The organism is Oleidesulfovibrio vietnamensis, from assembly GCF_055388115.1.
In genome coordinates, this window is record NZ_AP042419.1 from 2134292 (window position 1) to 2153585 (window position 19294).

Consider the following 19294-nt stretch of genomic DNA (forward strand, 5'->3'; position numbering starts at 1 on the left):
AAAAATCTGGAACGCCTTTTGTATTCTATGCTGCCAAAGGAGTTTCAGTATGCAAGTTTTTCCCGCTTTTGCCGCAGACCCCAAAGCCCCGTCCGGAACGGGAGCGTCTGCGCGCGGTGACTATACCGCTTTCGCAGCTGCGTTGCATGCTGCCGTCGAAGCTCCCGCATCCTCCGCTCAAGGAGGGTTTAATTCGGCTTTCCGTTCTCTCAGTGCTGTTATAAACGGCGACTCGGTGGTGCCTGACTCTCTGGACACCCCTTTTGTGCCTGAAAAAGCTGCTGCAAGAGCCAACGATCTTTTCTCTTCCGTGCCTGCATCTCCCGATACACTGAAAGACCTGCGCGATGCGCTTGCCGATTTAGGGGTTTCCGAAGAGACCCTCGATAAAATGATGACGCAGGCCTCTGCATCCGGCGGCATCAGCTGGAACCAGCTCATGCAGATGCTGCAGCAGGACATTACATCCAGAACGGCTTTCCCCGCAGCGGAATTTGATGCTCCCACCCGGAACGCATTTCAGTCTCTGCTTCAGAAACTCGGCTTTACCGACAAGGAAGTGGGGCAGCTGACCGAAGAAGTGCAGGCTGGTAATGTTTTCGGTTCATGGCAGGCGATTACCCGCAAGCTCGATGCCGCACCGGATTCTGCGGTCTTTTCTCTGGACCGTTCGGAGCTGCAGGCCCTCGGCATTGCCATGCGGCTCCCCTCCGATGCTCTCAAACGCCTGCAGTCTGCAATGGGCAATGCAGAAAGCATGACCATCACCCGTGACGGCCTGAAGCAGGCTCTGTCGGAAATCTCCGGAACAATTTCTCAGGTGCAGGATTCCATTGACAATAAAGTCGACCAGCTCAGAGACATCATACGCCCTGCTATGAACAAGGCTCTGGAGGACACGACAAAAGCCGCGCAGGCCGACAATCGGCAGACAAAAGAAACAGGCAACAGCCTGATCATAATGCGCGATACCACGCAAAGCAAAATAACCGAAAGACTGCAGGCAGAAGCCCATCCATCCCGCGGGGCTGCGGAAGCTGCCGCAGCGGCTGAAAAAAACCGACAGGGTTTACGCGACATCAAAACCGCAGAAAACGGCACAGCTGATGCCGCGAGCACGGATGCTGTGTCCGGAGACGGGCTGCAGCGCACGGCAAAAGCTGTGGAAGGCAGCAGTTTGTCCGACAACGGGCGCGAGCAGCAGCACGGGCACGAAGGCAGCAGAGACAAAGAGTCGCTGCACTTCAGAAACGCCGCCGAACAGCTTATCCGCCACGCCGAAGTGCGTTCAGCCGAACCTCTGCTGCCCGGCGCGCAGCAGCAGCGGGTAACGCCGCAGGAACTGCAGCAGCAGGCCGCGGACAAAGCCCGGTCCGAAAAAATACTTGAGCAGGTGGAAAAAGGCCTCATCCAGACCATGCGCAACGGCCAGAACAGAATGACCCTGCGCCTTGATCCGCCTGAACTGGGGCGCATAGCCGTGACGCTGAGCGTTGTTAACAAAGAGGTCACAGCAGTCATCAGGCCGGAATCGCCCGAAGCCGTGAAAGCCGTTAATGACCAGCTGCATCACCTGCGGGCCAGCCTTGAAAGGCAGGGCCTGAAAGTGGAACGGCTGGAAGTACAGCAGCAGATGCAGGATACGTTTTCTTCACCTTCGTGGCAGGGGGCCGAGCAGCACAACGAAACCCGCCAGAAGCACCAGTGGCAGCAGCGCGAACAGCGTCTGGCAGCCATACGGCGCGAAGGCTCAGCTTTGGCCCAGGAAATGCAAAGTCCTGCCCATAAGGCAAGAATTACCACCTCGTCTGTGGATATCATAGCATAATAAAGGGTTCAGTCATGGCTAGCAGTGGTCTCATAGGTCGCGCCGAACAGGAATTTTTCACTAATGATCCTTACGCCAAGCGTAAAGGGGCGGATCTGGGCAAGGAAGACTTTCTTACCCTTCTGGTGACCCAGCTTTCGCATCAGGATCCGCTGAACCCCATGGACGACAAGGAATTTGTAGCCCAGCTGGCCCAGTTCTCCAGCCTTGAACAGCTGACAAACATCAGCGGCGGCATAGACAATCTGAACGATGCCTCCAATCAGGGGCAGATGATCAGCGCCGTGGGCTTTATAGGCAAGGAAGTCCGCGCTGCGGGTAACAGTCTTTCGCTGGAAGACGGCAAGGCCAGCTCTGTGTACTTTGCGCTTAATGCGCCCATCGTCGAAGGCTATGTGAATATTTATGATTCTGAAATGAACCTTGTGCGTACCGAAGCACTGGGTGCAAAGCAGGCCGGTGAATACGAATATGTCTGGGACGGCGAGGACTACAGCGGCAAAGGCATGGCCGACGGTCCTTACTACATTACCATGGCAGCTGCCGCGGCCGACGGCACACCGGTAATGGTCTACACCGAAGTGAGCGGCAAGGTGGCCGGCGTACAGCGCGACGGCAACGATTCGTGGCTCCGCCTTGATGACGGCCGTTTTGTCAAATTCACCGAAGTCCGTGAGGTTGTTAACACAAGCACAGTGGACAACGGCAACGCAAATGACGGTGACGACGGCACAGGCGGTGACGGCACCGACACAGGTTCCGGCGACGGTGAAGGCGACGCAGGTACGGACGCCCAGAACGGATAATGCAAAAAAGAAAGGGATAGCGGCTCAGGCCAGCGGCCCGGGCTTTTCGCCATACGCGAATATATCAGGAGGTCAAAATGAGTCTTACAGCTTCCATGTGGACAGGGATTTCGGGCTTGCTGGCCCATGGAGAAAGGATGAACGTCCTTGGCAACAACATTGCCAACGTGAATACCGTGGGCTTCAAAGGCGCCAGAATGGACTTTGAGGACTTCATCAGTCAGGACGTCAATACCGCATCGGGCACGCGTCAGGTGGGCCGCGGGGTAGGCATAGGCACCATTTACGGCGACTTCAGTCAGGGTTCGTTTGAAACCACCACGGAAGCGACTGACCTTGCCATAGGCGGACGCGGCTTCTTTGCCGTATCGCCCAAAGGTGAAGAGACCGCATACTACACCCGCGCCGGCAACTTCCGCTTCGACAAGGAAGGGTATCTGGTAGATCCCCACGGCTATGTGCTGCAGGGCTGGCAGATTGAAACTCCCAGACCTTCTCTGGCCACCAGCACAGCTGGCAGTGTCAGCTCGACATCCAAAATCAAGGGCGCCGGTGTCCCCAAAGATATCCAGCTGCCCGGTTTCACCGCGGAACCCAAGCACACATCCAATGTGACCATCATCAGTAACCTTGATGATGCCTCCGGCGGTGACAACAGCACCAACGCGGCCAACCCCATGTTTGCCCTTTTCAACAGCTGGGACGGCACTGCCGAGCCTCCGCTCAGTGAAAACAGCTTTGCCTATCAGACCACCATCAAGGTGTACGATGAAGGCGGCACCGCCCACAACCTGACCATCTACTACGATCAGGTGGCAAGTGACACCATTTCCGGTGAAGGCAGCGGCCAGAAGCACTGGGAATATATCGTCACCATGGATCCCGCAGATGAACAGCGCAGCATCAACGGTATCGATTTCAAGGGAACCCCCGCAGCAGGCATGCTTATGGCCGGCACCCTGACGTTTGACAGCTCAGGCCAGCTTATCGACCAGAGCGCCTTTACGCCGGGCAGCAGCGCCACAGGTTCGATGAAAGATCTGAGCAACTGGAACCCCACCACGTTCTCTACCAACGGCTACCCCATGTTTGTGGCCAACTTTTCCGGCATTTCCAATGCAAGCTATGTCACCCCGAACCCTGATCCGGCCGCGCAGCCGTATATCATGGAACTGAATCTGGGGCTTAAAAACTCCGACCCGTCCACATGGGCCAGTGCCGGGGTGTCCAACGCTTCGCTTGTGGGAACCAACGTCGCCAACCTGCCGTCGCTGGGCAACCAGGCAGAACGTCAGTCGTCTGCAACCACCAGTTTTTCGGGCTCTTCGTCGACTCCGACGCGCTATCAGGACGGGTATACCTTCGGCTTTCTGCAGAATGTCACCGTCACACGCGACGGCATTCTTCAGGGACGCTATTCAAACGGTGCAGTTCTCGATCTCTACCAGATCACGCTCTACGACTTCCAGAGCAAGGACAACCTCCGGCGTGAGGGCGGCAACCTGTTCAGCGAAAGCAATGCATCGGGACTGGCGGCCCCCGGCCCTGCCAATGCCAACGGCTACGGCACGGTCAACTCCAACTCGCTTGAGCAGTCCAACGTTGACCTTGCCAAGGAGTTCGTGAACATGATTACCACGCAGCGTGGCTTCCAGTCCAACAGCAAGGTGATCACCACAACAGACACCATGCTCGAAGTTGTTATTCAGATGAAGCGTTAGCAGAAGGCTGCAAACCTCCTGAGACCCGCTGCAAAAAGCCCCGAAACTTTTTGCAGATGCATACAGCAAAAGGCTCCCCCGGAAACGGGCGGAGCCTTTTGCTGTATCGGCAGTAAAAAGGAGCCGTATCGTATACGATGCAGAACGCGGTAATACTTCAGTATGATTTGTTAAGGAGCGTCCCGATGCGGGAATCCCCTTCCTGTGCCAGACGCAAAACGCCTTCCGCAGGAATGCGCATAAGCACCCTGTCAGAATCTTTATCTGTCACCGTCACATTGACCGAATGACCCGTGGTATCCACGGTAAACGTAAATCCTGCCCCTTTTTCGGCAAGGCGCTCCTGAATGCGCTTTACGGCCTGCTGTACCTGAGCCACATCAGGGGCAGTATCTGCCGCTTCACGTCCGGCTGCTGCCTCATTCATTGCAGGCGCCGCCGCCCGCTGTTTCGGCTCTGCTGCCATTTCTTTTACCACGCGGGAGAACGGGTCCTCCGCACGCATCAGCTTGCTGGCGCTCAGTTCTTCAATTTTCATGACCGGACCTCCGGGCTGTGCCCGACAAAGTCGGAACGATTGCTCCCCTTCATTATTCCTATCGACAGCGCAGCGTATCACTTTAGGCAAGGGTGAAAAAAATTCCACAATCAGTTCCAACAGGCCGTAGTTTCGTCACTTCCCGAAGGGAAAAAATGTCCTTCCTAGCAAAAAACCGACGCAGGCTATTTTATCGCACATTTTAATGTGCTGTAATTAATAAATAAAAAGCTTTTGGCACCACCTTTGCTGAAAACACTGCAGCAATCCATAAGGAGGTCACCAAATGTCTTTGGTCATAAATCACAACATGATGGCTATGAACGCCACCCGTAACCTCTCTGAAAGTTACGGGCGCCTTGCCACTTCAACCCGCAGGCTTTCTTCGGGGCTCAGAGTCGGCACTGCGGCGGATGACGCTGCAGGTCTTGCCATCCGCGAATTGATGCGCGCAGATATTTCCACCATGCAACAGGGCATCAGAAACGCCAACGATGCCATCTCGATGATCCAGACAGCTGATGGTGCGCTGCAGGTCATCGACGAAAAGCTCATCCGCATGAAAGAGCTTGCCGAACAGGCCGCAACGGGTACTTACAACTCTGACCAGCGTCTGATGATCGAATCGGAATATCAGGCAATGGCATCTGAAATCACCCGTATTGCCATGGCCACGGACTTCAACGGCATACACCTGCTCAACGGCACGCTTTCCGGCACCCACGACGGTACCGGCCTGCAGCAGACCGGCGCCATGAAGATCCACTTCGGCACCGGCAACGACTCCAGCGAAGACTACTATTACATCAAAATTGCCGGGTCCACAGCATCCATGCTGGGCATAGGCAATCAGGCCGACCCCAGAGTGGCAGGCGGTTACACCATTTCCACCCAGTCCGCCGCGCAGGGTGCACTGACCGCCATCGATCAGGCGATTATTTCCAAGGACAAAATCAGAGCGTCTCTGGGCGCGCTGCAAAACAGGCTGGAAAACACCATCACCAACCTGAGCATCCAGTCCGAAAACCTTCAGGCTTCCGAATCGCGTATTTCGGACGTCGATGTGGCCACTGAAATGACGGAATTCACGCGTAACCAGATTCTTACGCAGTCGGCTGTCGCCATGCTGACGCAGGCTAACTCACTGCCTCAGATGGCCATGCAGCTTATCGGCGGCTAGCAACACTAGCACCGCCCCACATCGGTTTTCGGGTGACCAAAGACAGAATGACCGGGGAGCTCCCCCTCCCCGGTCATTTTACCGATGTTCATCCGCAATCAGGCGCTTTCGCCTTCCAGCAGTTCAAGAGCAAGTCCGGCAGCCTTCTGCTCGGCTCTTTTGACGCTTTGCCCTTCTGTTTCCAGCGCTCTGCCGTCCGGCAGCAGCAGCCTGACCTTAAAAATTTTTTCATGCTCCGGCCCGCTGCTGCCAAGCAGCGTATACACCGGCCGTTCCTTAAACAGACGCTGGGTAAGCTCCTGCAATGTGCTTTTGGCATCTTTGGTGCGGGCTGCCTCGGCCCCCTGCGGCCAGCGCGAGCTGAAAACATGCAGCACCGTCTTGCCGGCCGCGGCATAGCCGCCGTCCAGAAAAATCGCTCCGAGGATCGCCTCAAAGGCATCACTGAGTACAGAGCTGCGGGTTCTGCCCCCCTGACTTTCTTCACCTTTGCCCAACAGCAGATAGGTATCCAGCTTCAGCTCACGTGCCAGTTCGGCCAGCGAAGGCTTGCTCACCAGCCGTGCCCGCATGCGGGTCAGCTGCCCTTCTCTGGCTTCGGGAAAGCGTGTGAACAGCTGCTCGGAAACTGTCAGTTCCAGAACTGCATCGCCCAGATATTCCAGCCGTTCGTTATGCTCTATCTCCGTACCGCGCTCGTTAGCGTAGGAACTATGCGTCAGCGCCGTTTCCAGCAGACGTACATCTGCAAAACGATAACACAGCACATCCTGCAATTTTTCAAACATTTTCAGAATTCTCCATATAAAAAAGCCGGAACGTCTTCGTTTACCGGCCCATTGCGATAGCGCAACCTTGAAAAAACATCCGTCGCCAGAAAAGCCGGATGCCGGTGCAGTACACGGCAGTTGCTGCCACGCACGGAATACTCGGGAAAAATAAGTCCGGTCAAGTGACTGGCACACACCGGTTCCGGCAGACCTTGCAGCATAAGATGTATTGCAAAAAAGCACCACCCTGCAAAACAGCTGCGGCAGACAAGATATACGCCGTGTATTGTCTTTCTCCTATGTCAAAAATATGGCGAACCGCTGTACTCAAGGTACCTCCGGTGCCCTGCAGCAGGCTGTACGCTGCCGGCCAGCCCTGCGGAAAACAAAAGCAAAGCCCTTGTCGCCGCGGCAGCCTGAAGATAAGGTGAACGGGCAATCTGCACTTCGGCTGCCGGCACAAAATAAACGGTGCTTTGCCTGCACTGAAGCTTGCACTTGATTTTCCGCCATAAATAGCGGCAAAATATATATTGTTCCTTAAGGGGAAATGCACACGGCGGACAGCCGGCAGGAGTCTGACCGGCCGGAAGACCGCCGCATGCGGGTAACAAACATCCGCCCCCGAAATATCATACGGTTATAACCCGCACAGGAGGTCGCTATGGCTGCCGGAATATACATCGGTTCCACATCCGGTTACTCCGGAAAAAACATGGTCGTCATGGGGCTCGGCATGCGGCTTCAGAAAGACGGCTACAATGTAGGTTATATGAAACCGGTGGGCGCCGTTCCTCAGGAAATGGACGGAGTCATGGGCGATGAAGACGCTTTTTTCGTGCAAAGTGTACTCGGGCTGGAAGAGCCCGCCGAGCTTGTCACGCCCGTGGTTGTCACGCAGGACTTCCGCGTCAGAGCTTTCAGCGGTCAGTGCGGCAACCTTATGCCTTCCATCGCTGAGGCATACGACACCCTGCAGCAGAAACGTGATGTCATGCTGGTGGCCGGATCCGGCAGCATGTATTCCGGCAGATACTGCAACGTGGACGGTATACGTGTTGTCAAGGAACTCGGGCTCAAGGCTGTGATTATCGACAGACTGCACAAAGAGCTGAATTACGACTACCTTGTAGTACTGAAAGACACTCTCGGCGACAGTCTTGCCGGTGTGATTCTGAACGACATACCCGCAAACTACATCAATGAAGTCGACGGCCTTATCAAACCGTTTCTTGAATCAAACGGTGTCAAGGTACTCGGCGTCATTCCCAAAGACCCCCTTATGGGCGCAATCAAGGTGGGTGATCTGGCAGAAAGGCTCGGGGGTAAAGTCATTTCCGCTCAGAATAAAGCGGACAAAGTTGTGGAAAATTTTCTTATCGGCACCATGCAGGTGGAAAACTTCATGACCCACTTCCGCAAAAACAAAAACTCCGCCGTCATTGTGGGCGGAGACAGGTCCGACGTGCAGCTTGTCGCCCTTGAAGGCAACTGCCCGTGTCTGGTGCTTACGGGCAACCTGTATCCTAACGATATCATTCTTACCCGCTCGGAAGTGCTCAATATTCCGATAGTCGTGGTACGTGATGACACCTACACCGTGGCTAAAAAAATGGAAGTCATTCTTTCGCGCCACAAGCTGCGTGATGTCATTAAAATCAGACAGGGCGCCCAGCTTGTCAGCTCTTCGCTGGATTTTGCGTATCTTAAGGAAGTAATGGGCATATGACGCAGCGACAGTCTGCCTGAACGGGAAAAGGGGCCGTCAGGCCCCTTTTTTGCTGCACCGGCAGCCAGTCAGAATCTTTCTGCCGACACAGGATACAGATTTACACGTCCTCGGGCTTCATACACAGGCTCACCTTTGGCAACCTGTGCTATCCTGTTGGAATAACTCTGCCCGGCACTTACGCACCCCCAGGTCAGCGCCGCCTGCAGAAGCAGCCGGCCCATGGCAGTCATTACTCTGAACACGGTTCCTCCTGAAGTCAGGCTGTGCATCAGGCATTTTTTGCCTGCCGCAGTTTCTGACAGGAGTGCTAGCAACTTTCATGCACAACGGTGCCAGTGGCATCCGCAACATATTCAAGCCGTTTTTCGGGAATTCCATTGCACACTTCATCCTCCCCCTCTTTTTCAAAAGCGTTTCCCTGGGTGCTGTTCGTCACGCTGATTTTTTTCATCAACTACCTGCCGCGCAGTCTTGTTTCTCCGCTGCTGGTACCCATGGAAGCAGAGCTCAACATGAGCCATTCGCAGGCCACCGGCCTGCTCTTGCTGTTATCGGCAGGCTTTTCCGTCAGCATGGCTCTTTCCAGCGTGCTCAGCAGGGTGCTCGCGCACCGCACTGTGGCTGCCCTTTCAGCAGTGGCAGGAGGCCTGGCGCTGGGCACTTTCGCTTTTGTGGAAACACGTGTGCAGGCAGGAGCGGCCATACTCTGTTTCGGCCTTTCGGCGGGGCTTTACTTTCCTTCCGGCATGGCCACGCTGGCCGGTCTGGTGCGGCACAAAGACTGGGGCAAAGCCATCGCGGTGCATGAACTTGCCCCCAATGTCAGCTTCATTGCCGCTCCGCTAATCGCCTCGCTGGCGCTTGCCTTCATGTCATGGCGCGAAGTTCTGTGCTTGACAGGTGCGGTGTCTTTCGTGCTGGGTCTTATGTTTCTGTTTTTCGGCAGGGGCGGCGAAAAACAGCGCGAAGGCAATCTGCCTGTCTCCTGCCGCAGCCTGCTTGTCCGCCCCAGACTGTGGCTTTTTGTTGTGCTTATCGGGTTAAGCATAGGCGGCGAGTACGCCCCCTTCAGCGTTCTGCCGCTTTATCTTGTCAATGAAAAAGGCATCCCCTTTGACACCACCAACTCCATTTTAAGCGCTTCGCGCCTGGCCTGTCCCTTTGTGGTACTGGCCGCCGGAATTGTGGCTGACCGGCTGGGCACAAAAACGGCCGTCAGGCTGTACCTCATATTTCACGGCGTCATGCTGTTCGGGGTCGGGCTGGCCTCCGGCATGCTGCTGACGGGCAGCATTATCATGCAGGCCTTACTCACAGCGTTTGTCTTTCCCGCTGTATTCAAGCTGCTTGCAGAAGCGTTCACACCGGCAGAACAGGCAACGGCCATGAGCCTGATCATGCCCATGGCCGCAGTGCTGGGCACAGGCATCATTCCGGCCATACTGGGAATGTGCGGAGACGCCGGCAGCTTCGGAGCCGGTTTCATTGCCATGGGACTCATGAACTTTGCCGCGCTGGGAGCGCTTGTAAAAACAGCCGGCAGCAGGGGGTAACGCGCCGCGGTATCCCATCTGTCTCTTGCGCACAAAACTTGACAGTTACGGCATCAGCCCCTACGTATGCCGGAACTTACACTGCGCTGTGTAAGCGCAACGCAAAACGAAAAGGGAGCAAACCAATGGCTTACGATATCCGTCTTGTAAAACTGATCACCGGCGAACTGGTTCTTGGCAAACACGATGCGGAAAATGACAAGCTGCTCGAAGTAGCCACGCTTCAGACAGTGCCCACCCAGCAAGGCGTGCAGATGATGATGCTTCCTTACGGTTACCCTTTCGAGCAGGATTTCACAGGTGAAATATCCTGCAAGCATGTGCTGTACGAGTACAAATCCGCCCCCGAAGATCTGAAGACAAAATACATGGAAGCCATCAGCAATCTGACGCTTTCCACCGGTGGTCTGGGCGGCCTTAATCTGGGAGGAGCCTCTGCCGGAGCCGGCGGAAGCAAGCTTTCCAACGTATCTGAACTGCTCCGTAAATAAACGCGTTTTTCTGCGCGGTCTGTTGTACTTTCAGGGGGTGACCTGCCGGTCACCCTTTTTCCGTCTACCCAGAGGATATCATGCGTCAACTGCTTTCGCTTTTGCCCCGCCCCAGCCGCTATGCCGGCATAGAGGAAGGAACCGTCACCAAGGACCCCGCAACAGTGGATATGCGTATCGGGCTGGCCTTTCCTGACATGTACGAAGTGGGCATGTCGTATCTGGGCCAGAAAATACTGTACGGAGTGCTTAACCAGCGGCCGGAATTCTGGGCGGAACGGGTATACACTCCCTGTACGGAAGCCGCCGATATTCTGCGTACGCACAATGCCCCCCTCTGTACGCTAGAGTCGGATACGCCGCTGAAGGATCTGGATTTTCTCGGATTCAGCCTTACGCATGAACTGTGCTACACCAACGTTTTGTACATGCTTGATCTGGGCGGTATTCCGCTGCGGGCTGCAGACAGGGGGGATGACCTTTCCGCCTGGCCGGTTGTGGCCGCCGGCGGAGGGTGTACGCTGGCAGCCGAACCTGTGGCAGATTTTTTTGACCTGATGGTTCTGGGCGAAGGCGAAGAAGCCATGCTGGAAGTGCTTGACCTGCAGAACAAAGCCCGCCTTCTCGGGTGGAGCCGCTCGCAATTTCTCTACGAAGCCAGAAATATTCCTGGAATTTATGTTCCCTCACTTTTCAGCTATAACAGTGCGGACGGCACACTGACCCCGAAGCATCAGGACTATACCCGTGTCACCAGACGTGTCATTCCCGATATGGACACGGCGTTCTTTCCCGCCAGTCAGCCGGTGCCCTTCGGCGCCGTGCATAACCGGCTGGCACTGGAAATAGGCCGCGGGTGCACCCGCGGCTGCCGGTTCTGTCAGGCGGGCATCATCTACCGCCCGGCGCGTGAACGGTCGGTGGATCATCTGCAGAACCTGCTGGAAGAATGCCTTGCCTCCACCGGCTATGATGAGCTGTCTTTTCTCTCCCTGAGCACAGGAGATTTTTCGGCGCTCAAAACGCTGTTCATGAGCACAGTTGACCGCTGCGCCAAAGAACAGGTTTCGCTCTCGCTGCCTTCGCTGCGTGTGGGTTCCATTGACGACGATATCATGGGGCGCATGGCGGAAATACGCCGTACCGGCGCCACGCTTGCCCCCGAAGCAGGCAGCCAGCGTCTGCGTGATGTCATTAACAAAGGCATTACGGAAGAAGCACTGATGCTGCACGTCCAGAAGCTTTTCCAGCACGGCTGGCAGCAGGTCAAACTTTACTTTATGATAGGCCTGCCCACCGAAACGTATGAAGATCTTGATGCTATCGTTGATCTGTGCAGAAAAGTACGCGGAGCCGCCGGCAGAGTGCGCCGTCTGCAGGTGACTGCGGCCATATCACCTTTTGTGCCCAAGCCTCACACCCCCTTCCAATGGGAACGGCAACTCACGCTGCCCGAAATACGTGAACGCATCCAGTACCTGCGCGATGCCTTCAAGCGTGAAAAAAGCATGAAGATGCGCTGGCATGAACCGGTAATGAGCGCTCTTGAAGGCATTTTCTCACGCGGAGACAGACGGTTGTCCGGCGTGGTGGAAAGCGCCTACCGGAAAGGCGCCACATTTGCCAGCTGGGTTGAAGGTCTGTCGCTCGATCCGTGGATGCAGGCAATGGAAGAGCATGGGCTTTCGCCCGACGAATACACACGGGAACGCACCGCAGACGAGCCGCTGCCGTGGGATCATCTGCACAGCGGCACAACAAAGGAATTTCTGGCAAAGGAACGTGAGCGTGCCTATGCCATGAAAATCACTGAAGACTGCCGTTACGGAGCCTGCCGGCTTTGCGGCGTATGTGATGTGGGCAAAAAGGAATCCGGTCTTGACCGGCTTACAGATACCACATCATACCGCAACCGGCTCAACAGACAGGAACGCGATCAGCAGGCGCACACCCCCCTGACGGACGAAACCGGCAATGTGCTTCCCTCCGCCAAGAATGAACCGCCGAAACTTGCTGACGAACTGAAGGTGAAAGCAGGACATTTCCGCGTCTGGTACTCCAAAGAGGATCGGGCTGTTGTTCTGAGCCAGCTTGAACTCCAGAGTCTTTTTGAACGGGTCATGCGCAAGGCATCCCTGCCCATGACTTTTTCTCAGGGATTCCACCCGCTCCCGCTTATATCGTTCGGCAGAGCCCTTCCTGTAGGCGTGGCCAGCCGTGCGGAATGGTTCAGCATATACCTGCGCACTCCGCATACGGCAGAACAGGTGCGTCAGGCGCTGTACGGCAAACTGCCTGCCGGAATGGAAGTGCTCTTTGTGGAAGAACTGTTCAACCAGAAAAAAGTCATTCAGTCGGTGACAGAAACCTACAGGCTGGATTACACGGGCCCCGAAGAAAAAAAAGCTGCATTCTTTGCCGCGTGGGAAGCATTCAGAAATCTGGACGAACTGGTCTGGACACGGGAAACCAAAAAGGGACCCCGCTCCACGGATATCAGGCCCATGTTCCGCAACTTCAGCATGATCGGCGGGACAAGCATGGCTCTGGATATGGACTGGTCACAGCAGTATCTGTCACCGCTGGCTCTGGTCAAAGTCATAGTTCCTGATTCGACCATTCTGGACTTTTCCCTGATCAAGCTGTCGCAGGAATTTGAATAGATACACAACAGCCAGCCCCTCAGCATCTCAGAGGGGCTGGCTGCGTTAATCTGCCTGTCCGGCAAATCTCAAAAGTAAAAAACTGTTCAGAAGCAGGCCGGCTGCATATTCATCATCTGCCGCGCTCAGTCGCCGGACCCCGTAAACGTTTCAAGCCCCCTGCGCTTCATGGCGGCATCATCAAAACCTGCCAGCACAAGAGTCTGCATCAGGCCTGCGGAAGGCAGCCCCTCGCTTTCCAGGCGCCCTCCTCTTTCCTTGGCCTGGGCAGCTGCTGCACACAGCAGTTGCACCAGCGTAAGATCTGCCGATTCCAGCTGCTGCGAATCAATACGCAGCACTTCGTAGCGTGAAAGAGCCTCCTGAAAAGCCTCCTGCAACTGGGCGCTGCGCTCGATGGTGATATCACCGGCAAGCTGCAATACGCCCGCGTTGCCGTCCTGCGCCGGTCCCACTGCAAATCCTGCAATCATTTCAGCCTCTCCCTTGTGTTTGGCATCCTGCAAGGACGCAGACTGCAACCCGGTATCGCTTTCTGCCACCGGCATGGCCAGATCAAACACAACGCCGCCGGCAGGAGTCTCATCAGGCAAGGCTTCATTCAGGTAAGATAAATCGGGCTGCTCTTCCGTATCGCGGAAAAACTCTTCGTCGCCCTGTGGCTCCGCTTCGTAGGCAGCCCGCAGGGGATGCTCTTCCGGCAGTTCATTCAAAAGAAGCTCTGCCTCATCTTCCATGAAACTGTCCTCGAACTCCGCCACCAGTCCGGCCTCGTCAGCGTCTGCTGTCTGTCCCCGCGCAACTGCACAGTCCGAGGCGGCCGTCGCATCGTATGCAGTATTTTCAGCCCCCGCAGGATCGGCGGCATGCAATTCGACAGCCATGCAGAACGGGTCGGCAACTTCCCCGCCGTTCCCCTGAGAAACAACCGCTTCAATGTCCCAGCCTTCCAGCGGTTCCTTGTCCTCGTCAGCAGCGGCGCGCAGTTTCTCCATGGCATTGTCGTACTGCCTTACCAGTTCATCCACACTGTCCTTGTGCGGCTCTCTGACGGCGTGCAGCAACGCATCTTCGGCATCCTTCACTACAGCTGCCTGCCACATGGCTTCTCCGGCAAGCAGGTCCTGCAGGTCAACGGGGTGCACCTTTTCCGCTGCAATCTGAAACACCGCGGCGATAAGGTCTTTTTCAAGAAAAGAAGCATACAGAACACATAAAACGTCGGCCGGTTCGTATCCCACCGGCACAGTACGCCCGCCGATGGCCAGAATATAACCGCTCTTCTGCAGAAAACCGAGCAGCGCCTGAGGTGAAAGATCCTTCCGGTTCAGATCTTCTTCATAGATAAACTCAAGAACATACAGGTTGCTGCCGGTTTTTCCCGCAAGGTGCAGGTCGGGGCAATGGCCTTCAAACACCAGCGCACCGTCCGGAGCGTACACCCGGTATTGCGCCGGGCACTGTGTTCCTCCGCCGTTTTCTTCAACCCCGCCGGCGGCATCCAGCACGGCGGCCAGCGCTTCCGCTTCAGCACTTTTTTCGCTCCTCGCGGCCTGCTCGCTTTCAGATGTACCTGAGGGAGTCAGAAGGACCGCCAGAATATCAAAGGCCTTTTCCACGCGCGCGGCTGTCGATTCATCCGGAACCAGCGTCCCTTCGCGCCACATGTCAAGAAAAGACTCCAGAGCCCGTGCCAGCGTGAACGCACGGCGGTAATCCAGAAAGCCTGCAGAGCATTTCAGCGCGTGCGCAGCGCGCAGCAGACCATCCAGCAGTTCATGGTCGGCATCCTTTCCTGCCACTTCCAGTTCCAGAAGCAGAACTCCCATTGCTGCCAGATGATTCTGGGCATCATCAAAAAAAGCCTGACGAATGTCTTCCCTGCTATTTGGCAAAAAAATTCTCCATTCCTGCATGACAGATAAACCGTGCACAATTTCCACCACTGCAAATTACCACATAGCATGCCGATGCGCCAGCGCATGATAGTGCCGTACAGGCCGCGCGACTTTCTTGCCTTGTCCCGCAGAAGGATTACCTGTAAAATTCTGCACCGTACGATGAGGAAACACCTTGCAGCGCCTTTGCGGACCAAGGAGACACATATGAAAAAACAGCGAATTCTAGCCTTTTTTATCGGAGCAGCCTTAATGTTTTTTTCTTTTCAAGCCGCTCATGCCGCCAGTGTAACCAGACTGGCCAACGGTCTGACTGTACTGATTCAGCAGGATGACCGTTTTCCGCTTGCCTCGCTCAGGCTGTATGTCCATGCGGGTTCAGCCTATGAAACACCGCAGCAGGCAGGCATAAGCCACCTGCTTGAGCACATGGTATTCAAAGGGACGGAAAAACGCCCCGAAGGCGGGGTTGCCGGAGCCATCGAGCAGATAGGCGGCAACATCAATGCCGCAACAAGCTTTGACTATACGGTATATCTTACAGATGTACCCTCCGAACACTGGCGTCTGGGCATGGACGTACTCAAGGATATGACTTTCGGTGCAAAAATCAGCCCTGAAGCGCTGGCTCCGGAAAAAGAGGTTGTTCTTGCCGAACTGGAACGCGGAGAAGACACCCCCGGCAGTCTTCTCTTCAAACGTCTGACGGCAAAAGTGCTGGCCCGGACCCCGTATGAACGCCCCATCATCGGGTACCGCGAAACAGTGAGCGCGATAACCAGCAAAGACATTCACGACTATATCGACCGCCTGTACCAGCCGCAGTCCATGCTGCTGGTGGTATGCGGAGCCGTGAACGAACAGGAAGTTCTGGCAGAAGCTGAAAAGCTTTTCGGAAATCTTGCAAACACCCGGACTTGCGTGCCCCCGCAGCCGGTCACACCGCCCGTTTCGCCCGCCGCCCCCGCACTGACTGCGGAGCCGGGCAAGTGGAACAAGGTCTACGCGGGATTCGCCCTGCCTATTCCCAACTTTCATGATGCCCGGATTCCTGCCGTCGAAGTACTTGCCCAGATGCTGGGCGGAGATAAAACCTCGCTGCTTTACAGAGAGTTCAAGTACGACAAGCAGCTTGTGGACGATATCTCAGTCTCTGCCTATTCCTTCGAGCGCACAGGACTTCTGCTGATTACGGCCATACTTGATCCGCAGAAAACAGAGGAATTCACCCGCGAGCTTTCGGCGGCACTGGCGCGGCTGAGTGCGGACAGTTTCACAGACAACGCTCTGGCGCGGGCAAAGCTCAATCTGGAAGACGAACTGTTCCGGTCCAAGGAAACGCTGTCCGGTCTGGCTTCCAAGCTGGGACATTTTTATTTTTTTGAAAACGGCGAACAAAGTGAACTGAACTATCTGCAAAGCCTCCGTCAGGTAGAAAAAACATCAGTTCAGGACATTCTGGACACTTTTTTCACTCCCGAAAGGCTGAACGGAGTGCTGCTTACTCCGCAGAATGCCGGACTGAACAGCGATGACCTGACAGAGCTGTTCCGCGACGGCTGGCCCGCCAAGGGCAGCGGGCATGCCGCCCCCGCGGAAAAAGGTGACAACGGGCAGCAGCAGGAAGTGATTGAACTGGGCGACGGGCGCACTGTGGTGCTCATTCCCGACGAGACACTTCCTTATACGGCGGTCGATCTGGTGTTCCGCGGCGGTGATGCCCTGCTGGATGAAGACAGGCAGGGTCTTGCAGCCCTTGCAGCCAGAGTGCTGACCAAAGGCACCCAGCAGATGGACAATGCCGCTCTGGAGGCTTTCAAGGCAGACAGAGCAGCCAGTCTGTCAGCTTCTGCAGGCAGATCGTCTTTCACCATCAGCGCGCGCTACCCGGAAAGATTCAGTGCCGACATCACCGGTCTGTTCCGCAACGTTGTCACCGCTCCGGCACTGGCTGCAGAAGAAACCGCGCGTGAAAAAGACAACCAGATTGCATCCATAAAGGCCCGTGAAGATCAGCCGCTCGGGCTTGCGTTCCGCAGATTGTTTCCGTTTCTTTTCCACAACAGTGCTTACGGATACCTGCATCTGGGTGAAGAGCAGCGTCTGGCCGCCTACACCGCGGAAGATGTGGCCGGATTCTGGAAAGTGCAGCGGACACAACCATGGGTGCTTGCGGTATGCGGACAGTTCGACCGCGAAGAGATTCTCGGGCTGGCACGCAGCCTGCCTGCCCCCTCCGGGCCTGTCGCCGTGCCTGCGGTGCCGCTGTGGTCTGCTGAAACACAGCTGGATATCTCGCTGGAGGACAGAAATCAGGCGCATATGCTGATGATATTCAAAACCGTGCCCATAACGCATGAAGACACCTCGGCGCTGGAGCTGCTGCAGACAGTTCTTGCCGGACAATCCGGCCTGCTTTTTACAGATCTGCGCGACAAACAGGGGCTTGGCTACACTGTGACGGCGTTCCCGTGGCAGTCGGAACATGCCGGTCTGCTGGCTTTTTATATTGGCACCGACCCTGAAAAACTTGCACAGGCCGACGCCGGTTTTAAAAAAGTAATCCGCGACCTGCAGGAGGCCCCCCTGCCTGAAGAAGCCATCCGCCGCGGTAAAAACATGCTGCGGGGCGACTACTACCGGGGCAGGCAGAGTCTTGGCAGCCGCAGCAACGAAGCCGCCCGCCTTGCCGGCTCGGGGCTGCCTCTTGATTTTGAAAAAGGACTTATCGAAAAAGCGGAAAAAGTGGATGCCACCGCCCTGCAGGAGGTGGCCCGCAGATATCTCATTCCGCAGGATGCGTATATCATCAGGGTACTGCCCTGACATTCCGGGCCGGTTTGGCGCAAACCGGCCCGTTTTTTTCTTTGTCAATCATCACAAAAACGGCTAAGAAGCCGCCCGAAGGCTTCCGCGCCTTTCCATATTTTTTTCCGGAGAATAAACCATGGCACTTAGCATCGGCATCGTGGGCCTGCCCAACGTAGGCAAATCCACCCTTTTCAACGCGCTGACCAAAGCACAGAATGCGGAGTCGGCAAACTACCCCTTCTGCACCATTGAACCCAACAAGGCCACAGTGCCCGTGCCCGATGCCCGCATCGACAAGCTGACCGCCATGGCCAGACCGCAGAAAACCATCAATGCCACCGTCGACTTTATCGACATAGCCGGACTTGTGCGCGGTGCAAGCAAAGGTGAAGGGCTGGGCAACCAGTTTCTGGCAAATATCCGTGAATCGGCAGCCATTCTGCAGGTTGTGCGTTGCTTTGACGACGAGAATATAACCCATGTAGACGGCACGGTTGACCCGCTGCGCGACATTGAAACCATTGAAACCGAGCTGCTGCTCGCAGATGTGCAATCCGCTGAACGCAAGCTGGACAGAACCCGCCGCCAGTCCAAAGGTGACAAGAGCATGACGGCTACCGTCAGCGCTATGGAACGTCTTGTGGACCATCTCAACGCCGGCAACCCCGCATCCACCTTCGCCGAAAAAGACAGCGATGCCATCAGCGCACTGTACAAGGAACTCGGCCTGCTGACCGCCAAAAAAATCATCTACTGTGCCAATGTGGATGAAGAAGGTCTGGCAGAAGACAACCGACACGTTGTCACCGTCAGAGAGTTTGCAGCCTCGCGCTCATGCGACGTGGTCAAAATATGCGCCAAGGTGGAAGAAGAGCTGCAGGGGCTTGATGAAGCTGAGCAGCTTGATTTTCTGGCCTCCTTCGGCATTCCGGAAAGCGGGCTGACCAAAGTGATACACACCGGCTATCATACGCTGGGACTCATCAGTTATTTCACCGTGGGCGAAAAAGAAGTGCGCGCATGGACCATCAAGGAAGGATGGAAAGCCCCTGCCGCAGCCGGCGTCATCCACAGCGACTTCGAGCGCGGCTTCATACGGGCTGAAGTCATAGGATACGACGACTATGTAAAGCACGGTTCCGAAGCGGCCTGCCGCACAGCCGGAGTCCTTCGCGTGGAAGGCAAGGAGTACGTTGTCAGCGACGGGGATATTATTCACTTCCTTTTCAATGTGTAATACATTCCCCGGAGGTGCTTTGCGGCACCTCCGGGGCTGTCAGGAATTCCGCAGGAATCTGGCCTG

At 55.8% G+C, this 19294-nt stretch carries 13 protein-coding genes; 10 read left to right on the forward strand and 3 right to left on the reverse strand.

The window, feature by feature from the left end; all coding sequences use genetic code 11:
• Nucleotides 1–49 precede the first annotated feature (49 nt).
• The 3 genes from ACZ5D1_RS09680 to ACZ5D1_RS09690 all read left to right on the forward strand — a co-directional run bounded on the left by ACZ5D1_RS09680 (nucleotide 50) and on the right by ACZ5D1_RS09690 (nucleotide 4355).
• On the forward strand, nucleotides 50–1828 hold the full coding sequence (locus ACZ5D1_RS09680) for a flagellar hook-length control protein FliK (protein WP_464554751.1): 1779 nt from the start codon (nucleotides 50–52) through the stop codon (nucleotides 1826–1828).
• Between the two features lie 14 nt (nucleotides 1829–1842).
• Nucleotides 1843–2634 carry a flagellar hook assembly protein FlgD gene (locus tag ACZ5D1_RS09685; protein WP_011367653.1) on the forward strand — a complete coding sequence of 264 codons (792 nt, stop codon included), beginning with the start codon at nucleotides 1843–1845 and terminating at the stop codon, nucleotides 2632–2634.
• A gap of 77 nt (nucleotides 2635–2711) precedes the next feature.
• A complete protein-coding gene (locus ACZ5D1_RS09690; RefSeq protein WP_011367652.1) occupies nucleotides 2712–4355 on the forward strand; it encodes a flagellar hook protein FlgE in 1644 nt (547 codons plus the stop codon).
• 157 nt (nucleotides 4356–4512) lie between these two features.
• Here the strand turns inward: ACZ5D1_RS09690 and ACZ5D1_RS09695 are convergent, their stop codons facing one another.
• Nucleotides 4513–4893: a flagellar protein FlaG gene (locus ACZ5D1_RS09695; protein WP_027181331.1), complete on the reverse strand. Its 381-nt coding sequence runs from the start codon at nucleotides 4891–4893 to the stop codon at nucleotides 4513–4515.
• 286 nt (nucleotides 4894–5179) lie between these two features.
• Between ACZ5D1_RS09695 and ACZ5D1_RS09700 the strand changes: the two genes are divergently transcribed.
• Nucleotides 5180–6073 carry a flagellin N-terminal helical domain-containing protein gene (locus ACZ5D1_RS09700; RefSeq protein ID WP_011367650.1) on the forward strand — a complete coding sequence of 298 codons (894 nt, stop codon included), beginning with the start codon at nucleotides 5180–5182 and terminating at the stop codon, nucleotides 6071–6073.
• Between the two features lie 98 nt (nucleotides 6074–6171).
• Here the strand turns inward: ACZ5D1_RS09700 and rnc are convergent, their stop codons facing one another.
• Nucleotides 6172–6861, reverse strand: coding sequence for a ribonuclease III (gene rnc / locus ACZ5D1_RS09705; RefSeq protein ID WP_011367649.1), 690 nt, complete (start codon nucleotides 6859–6861; stop codon nucleotides 6172–6174).
• A gap of 646 nt (nucleotides 6862–7507) precedes the next feature.
• On the opposite strand from rnc, the gene ACZ5D1_RS09710 reads away from it, so the two are divergent.
• The 4 genes from ACZ5D1_RS09710 (at nucleotide 7508) to ACZ5D1_RS09725 (ending at nucleotide 13282) form a co-directional block, all read left to right on the forward strand.
• Entirely contained in the window at nucleotides 7508–8572 is a 1065-nt protein-coding gene (locus tag ACZ5D1_RS09710; protein ID WP_011367648.1) for a phosphotransacetylase family protein, read from the forward strand.
• 380 nt (nucleotides 8573–8952) lie between these two features.
• The gene (locus tag ACZ5D1_RS09715) at nucleotides 8953–10128 is read left to right on the forward strand and encodes an MFS transporter (protein WP_464554753.1); all 1176 of its coding nucleotides are present in this window, start codon (nucleotides 8953–8955) and stop codon (nucleotides 10126–10128) included.
• Nucleotides 10129–10253: 125 nt separating this feature from the next.
• Nucleotides 10254–10619, forward strand: a complete 366-nt coding sequence (locus ACZ5D1_RS09720; RefSeq protein WP_011367645.1) for a hypothetical protein — start codon at nucleotides 10254–10256, stop codon at nucleotides 10617–10619.
• 80 nt (nucleotides 10620–10699) lie between these two features.
• Nucleotides 10700–13282 carry a TIGR03960 family B12-binding radical SAM protein gene (locus ACZ5D1_RS09725; protein ID WP_464554755.1) on the forward strand — a complete coding sequence of 861 codons (2583 nt, stop codon included), beginning with the start codon at nucleotides 10700–10702 and terminating at the stop codon, nucleotides 13280–13282.
• Between the two features lie 125 nt (nucleotides 13283–13407).
• Here ACZ5D1_RS09725 and ACZ5D1_RS09730 read toward each other — a convergent pair whose 3' ends face one another.
• Complete coding sequence (locus ACZ5D1_RS09730) at nucleotides 13408–15177, reverse strand: STAS domain-containing protein (protein WP_464554757.1); 1770 nt, start codon at nucleotides 15175–15177, stop codon at nucleotides 13408–13410.
• 210 nt (nucleotides 15178–15387) lie between these two features.
• Between ACZ5D1_RS09730 and ACZ5D1_RS09735 the strand changes: the two genes are divergently transcribed.
• Nucleotides 15388–18006 carry a M16 family metallopeptidase gene (locus tag ACZ5D1_RS09735; RefSeq protein WP_464554759.1) on the forward strand — a complete coding sequence of 873 codons (2619 nt, stop codon included), beginning with the start codon at nucleotides 15388–15390 and terminating at the stop codon, nucleotides 18004–18006.
• 121 nt (nucleotides 18007–18127) lie between these two features.
• Nucleotides 18128–19228: a redox-regulated ATPase YchF gene (ychF, locus tag ACZ5D1_RS09740; RefSeq protein ID WP_011367641.1), complete on the forward strand. Its 1101-nt coding sequence runs from the start codon at nucleotides 18128–18130 to the stop codon at nucleotides 19226–19228.
• The last annotated feature ends 66 nt before the right edge of the window (nucleotides 19229–19294 follow it).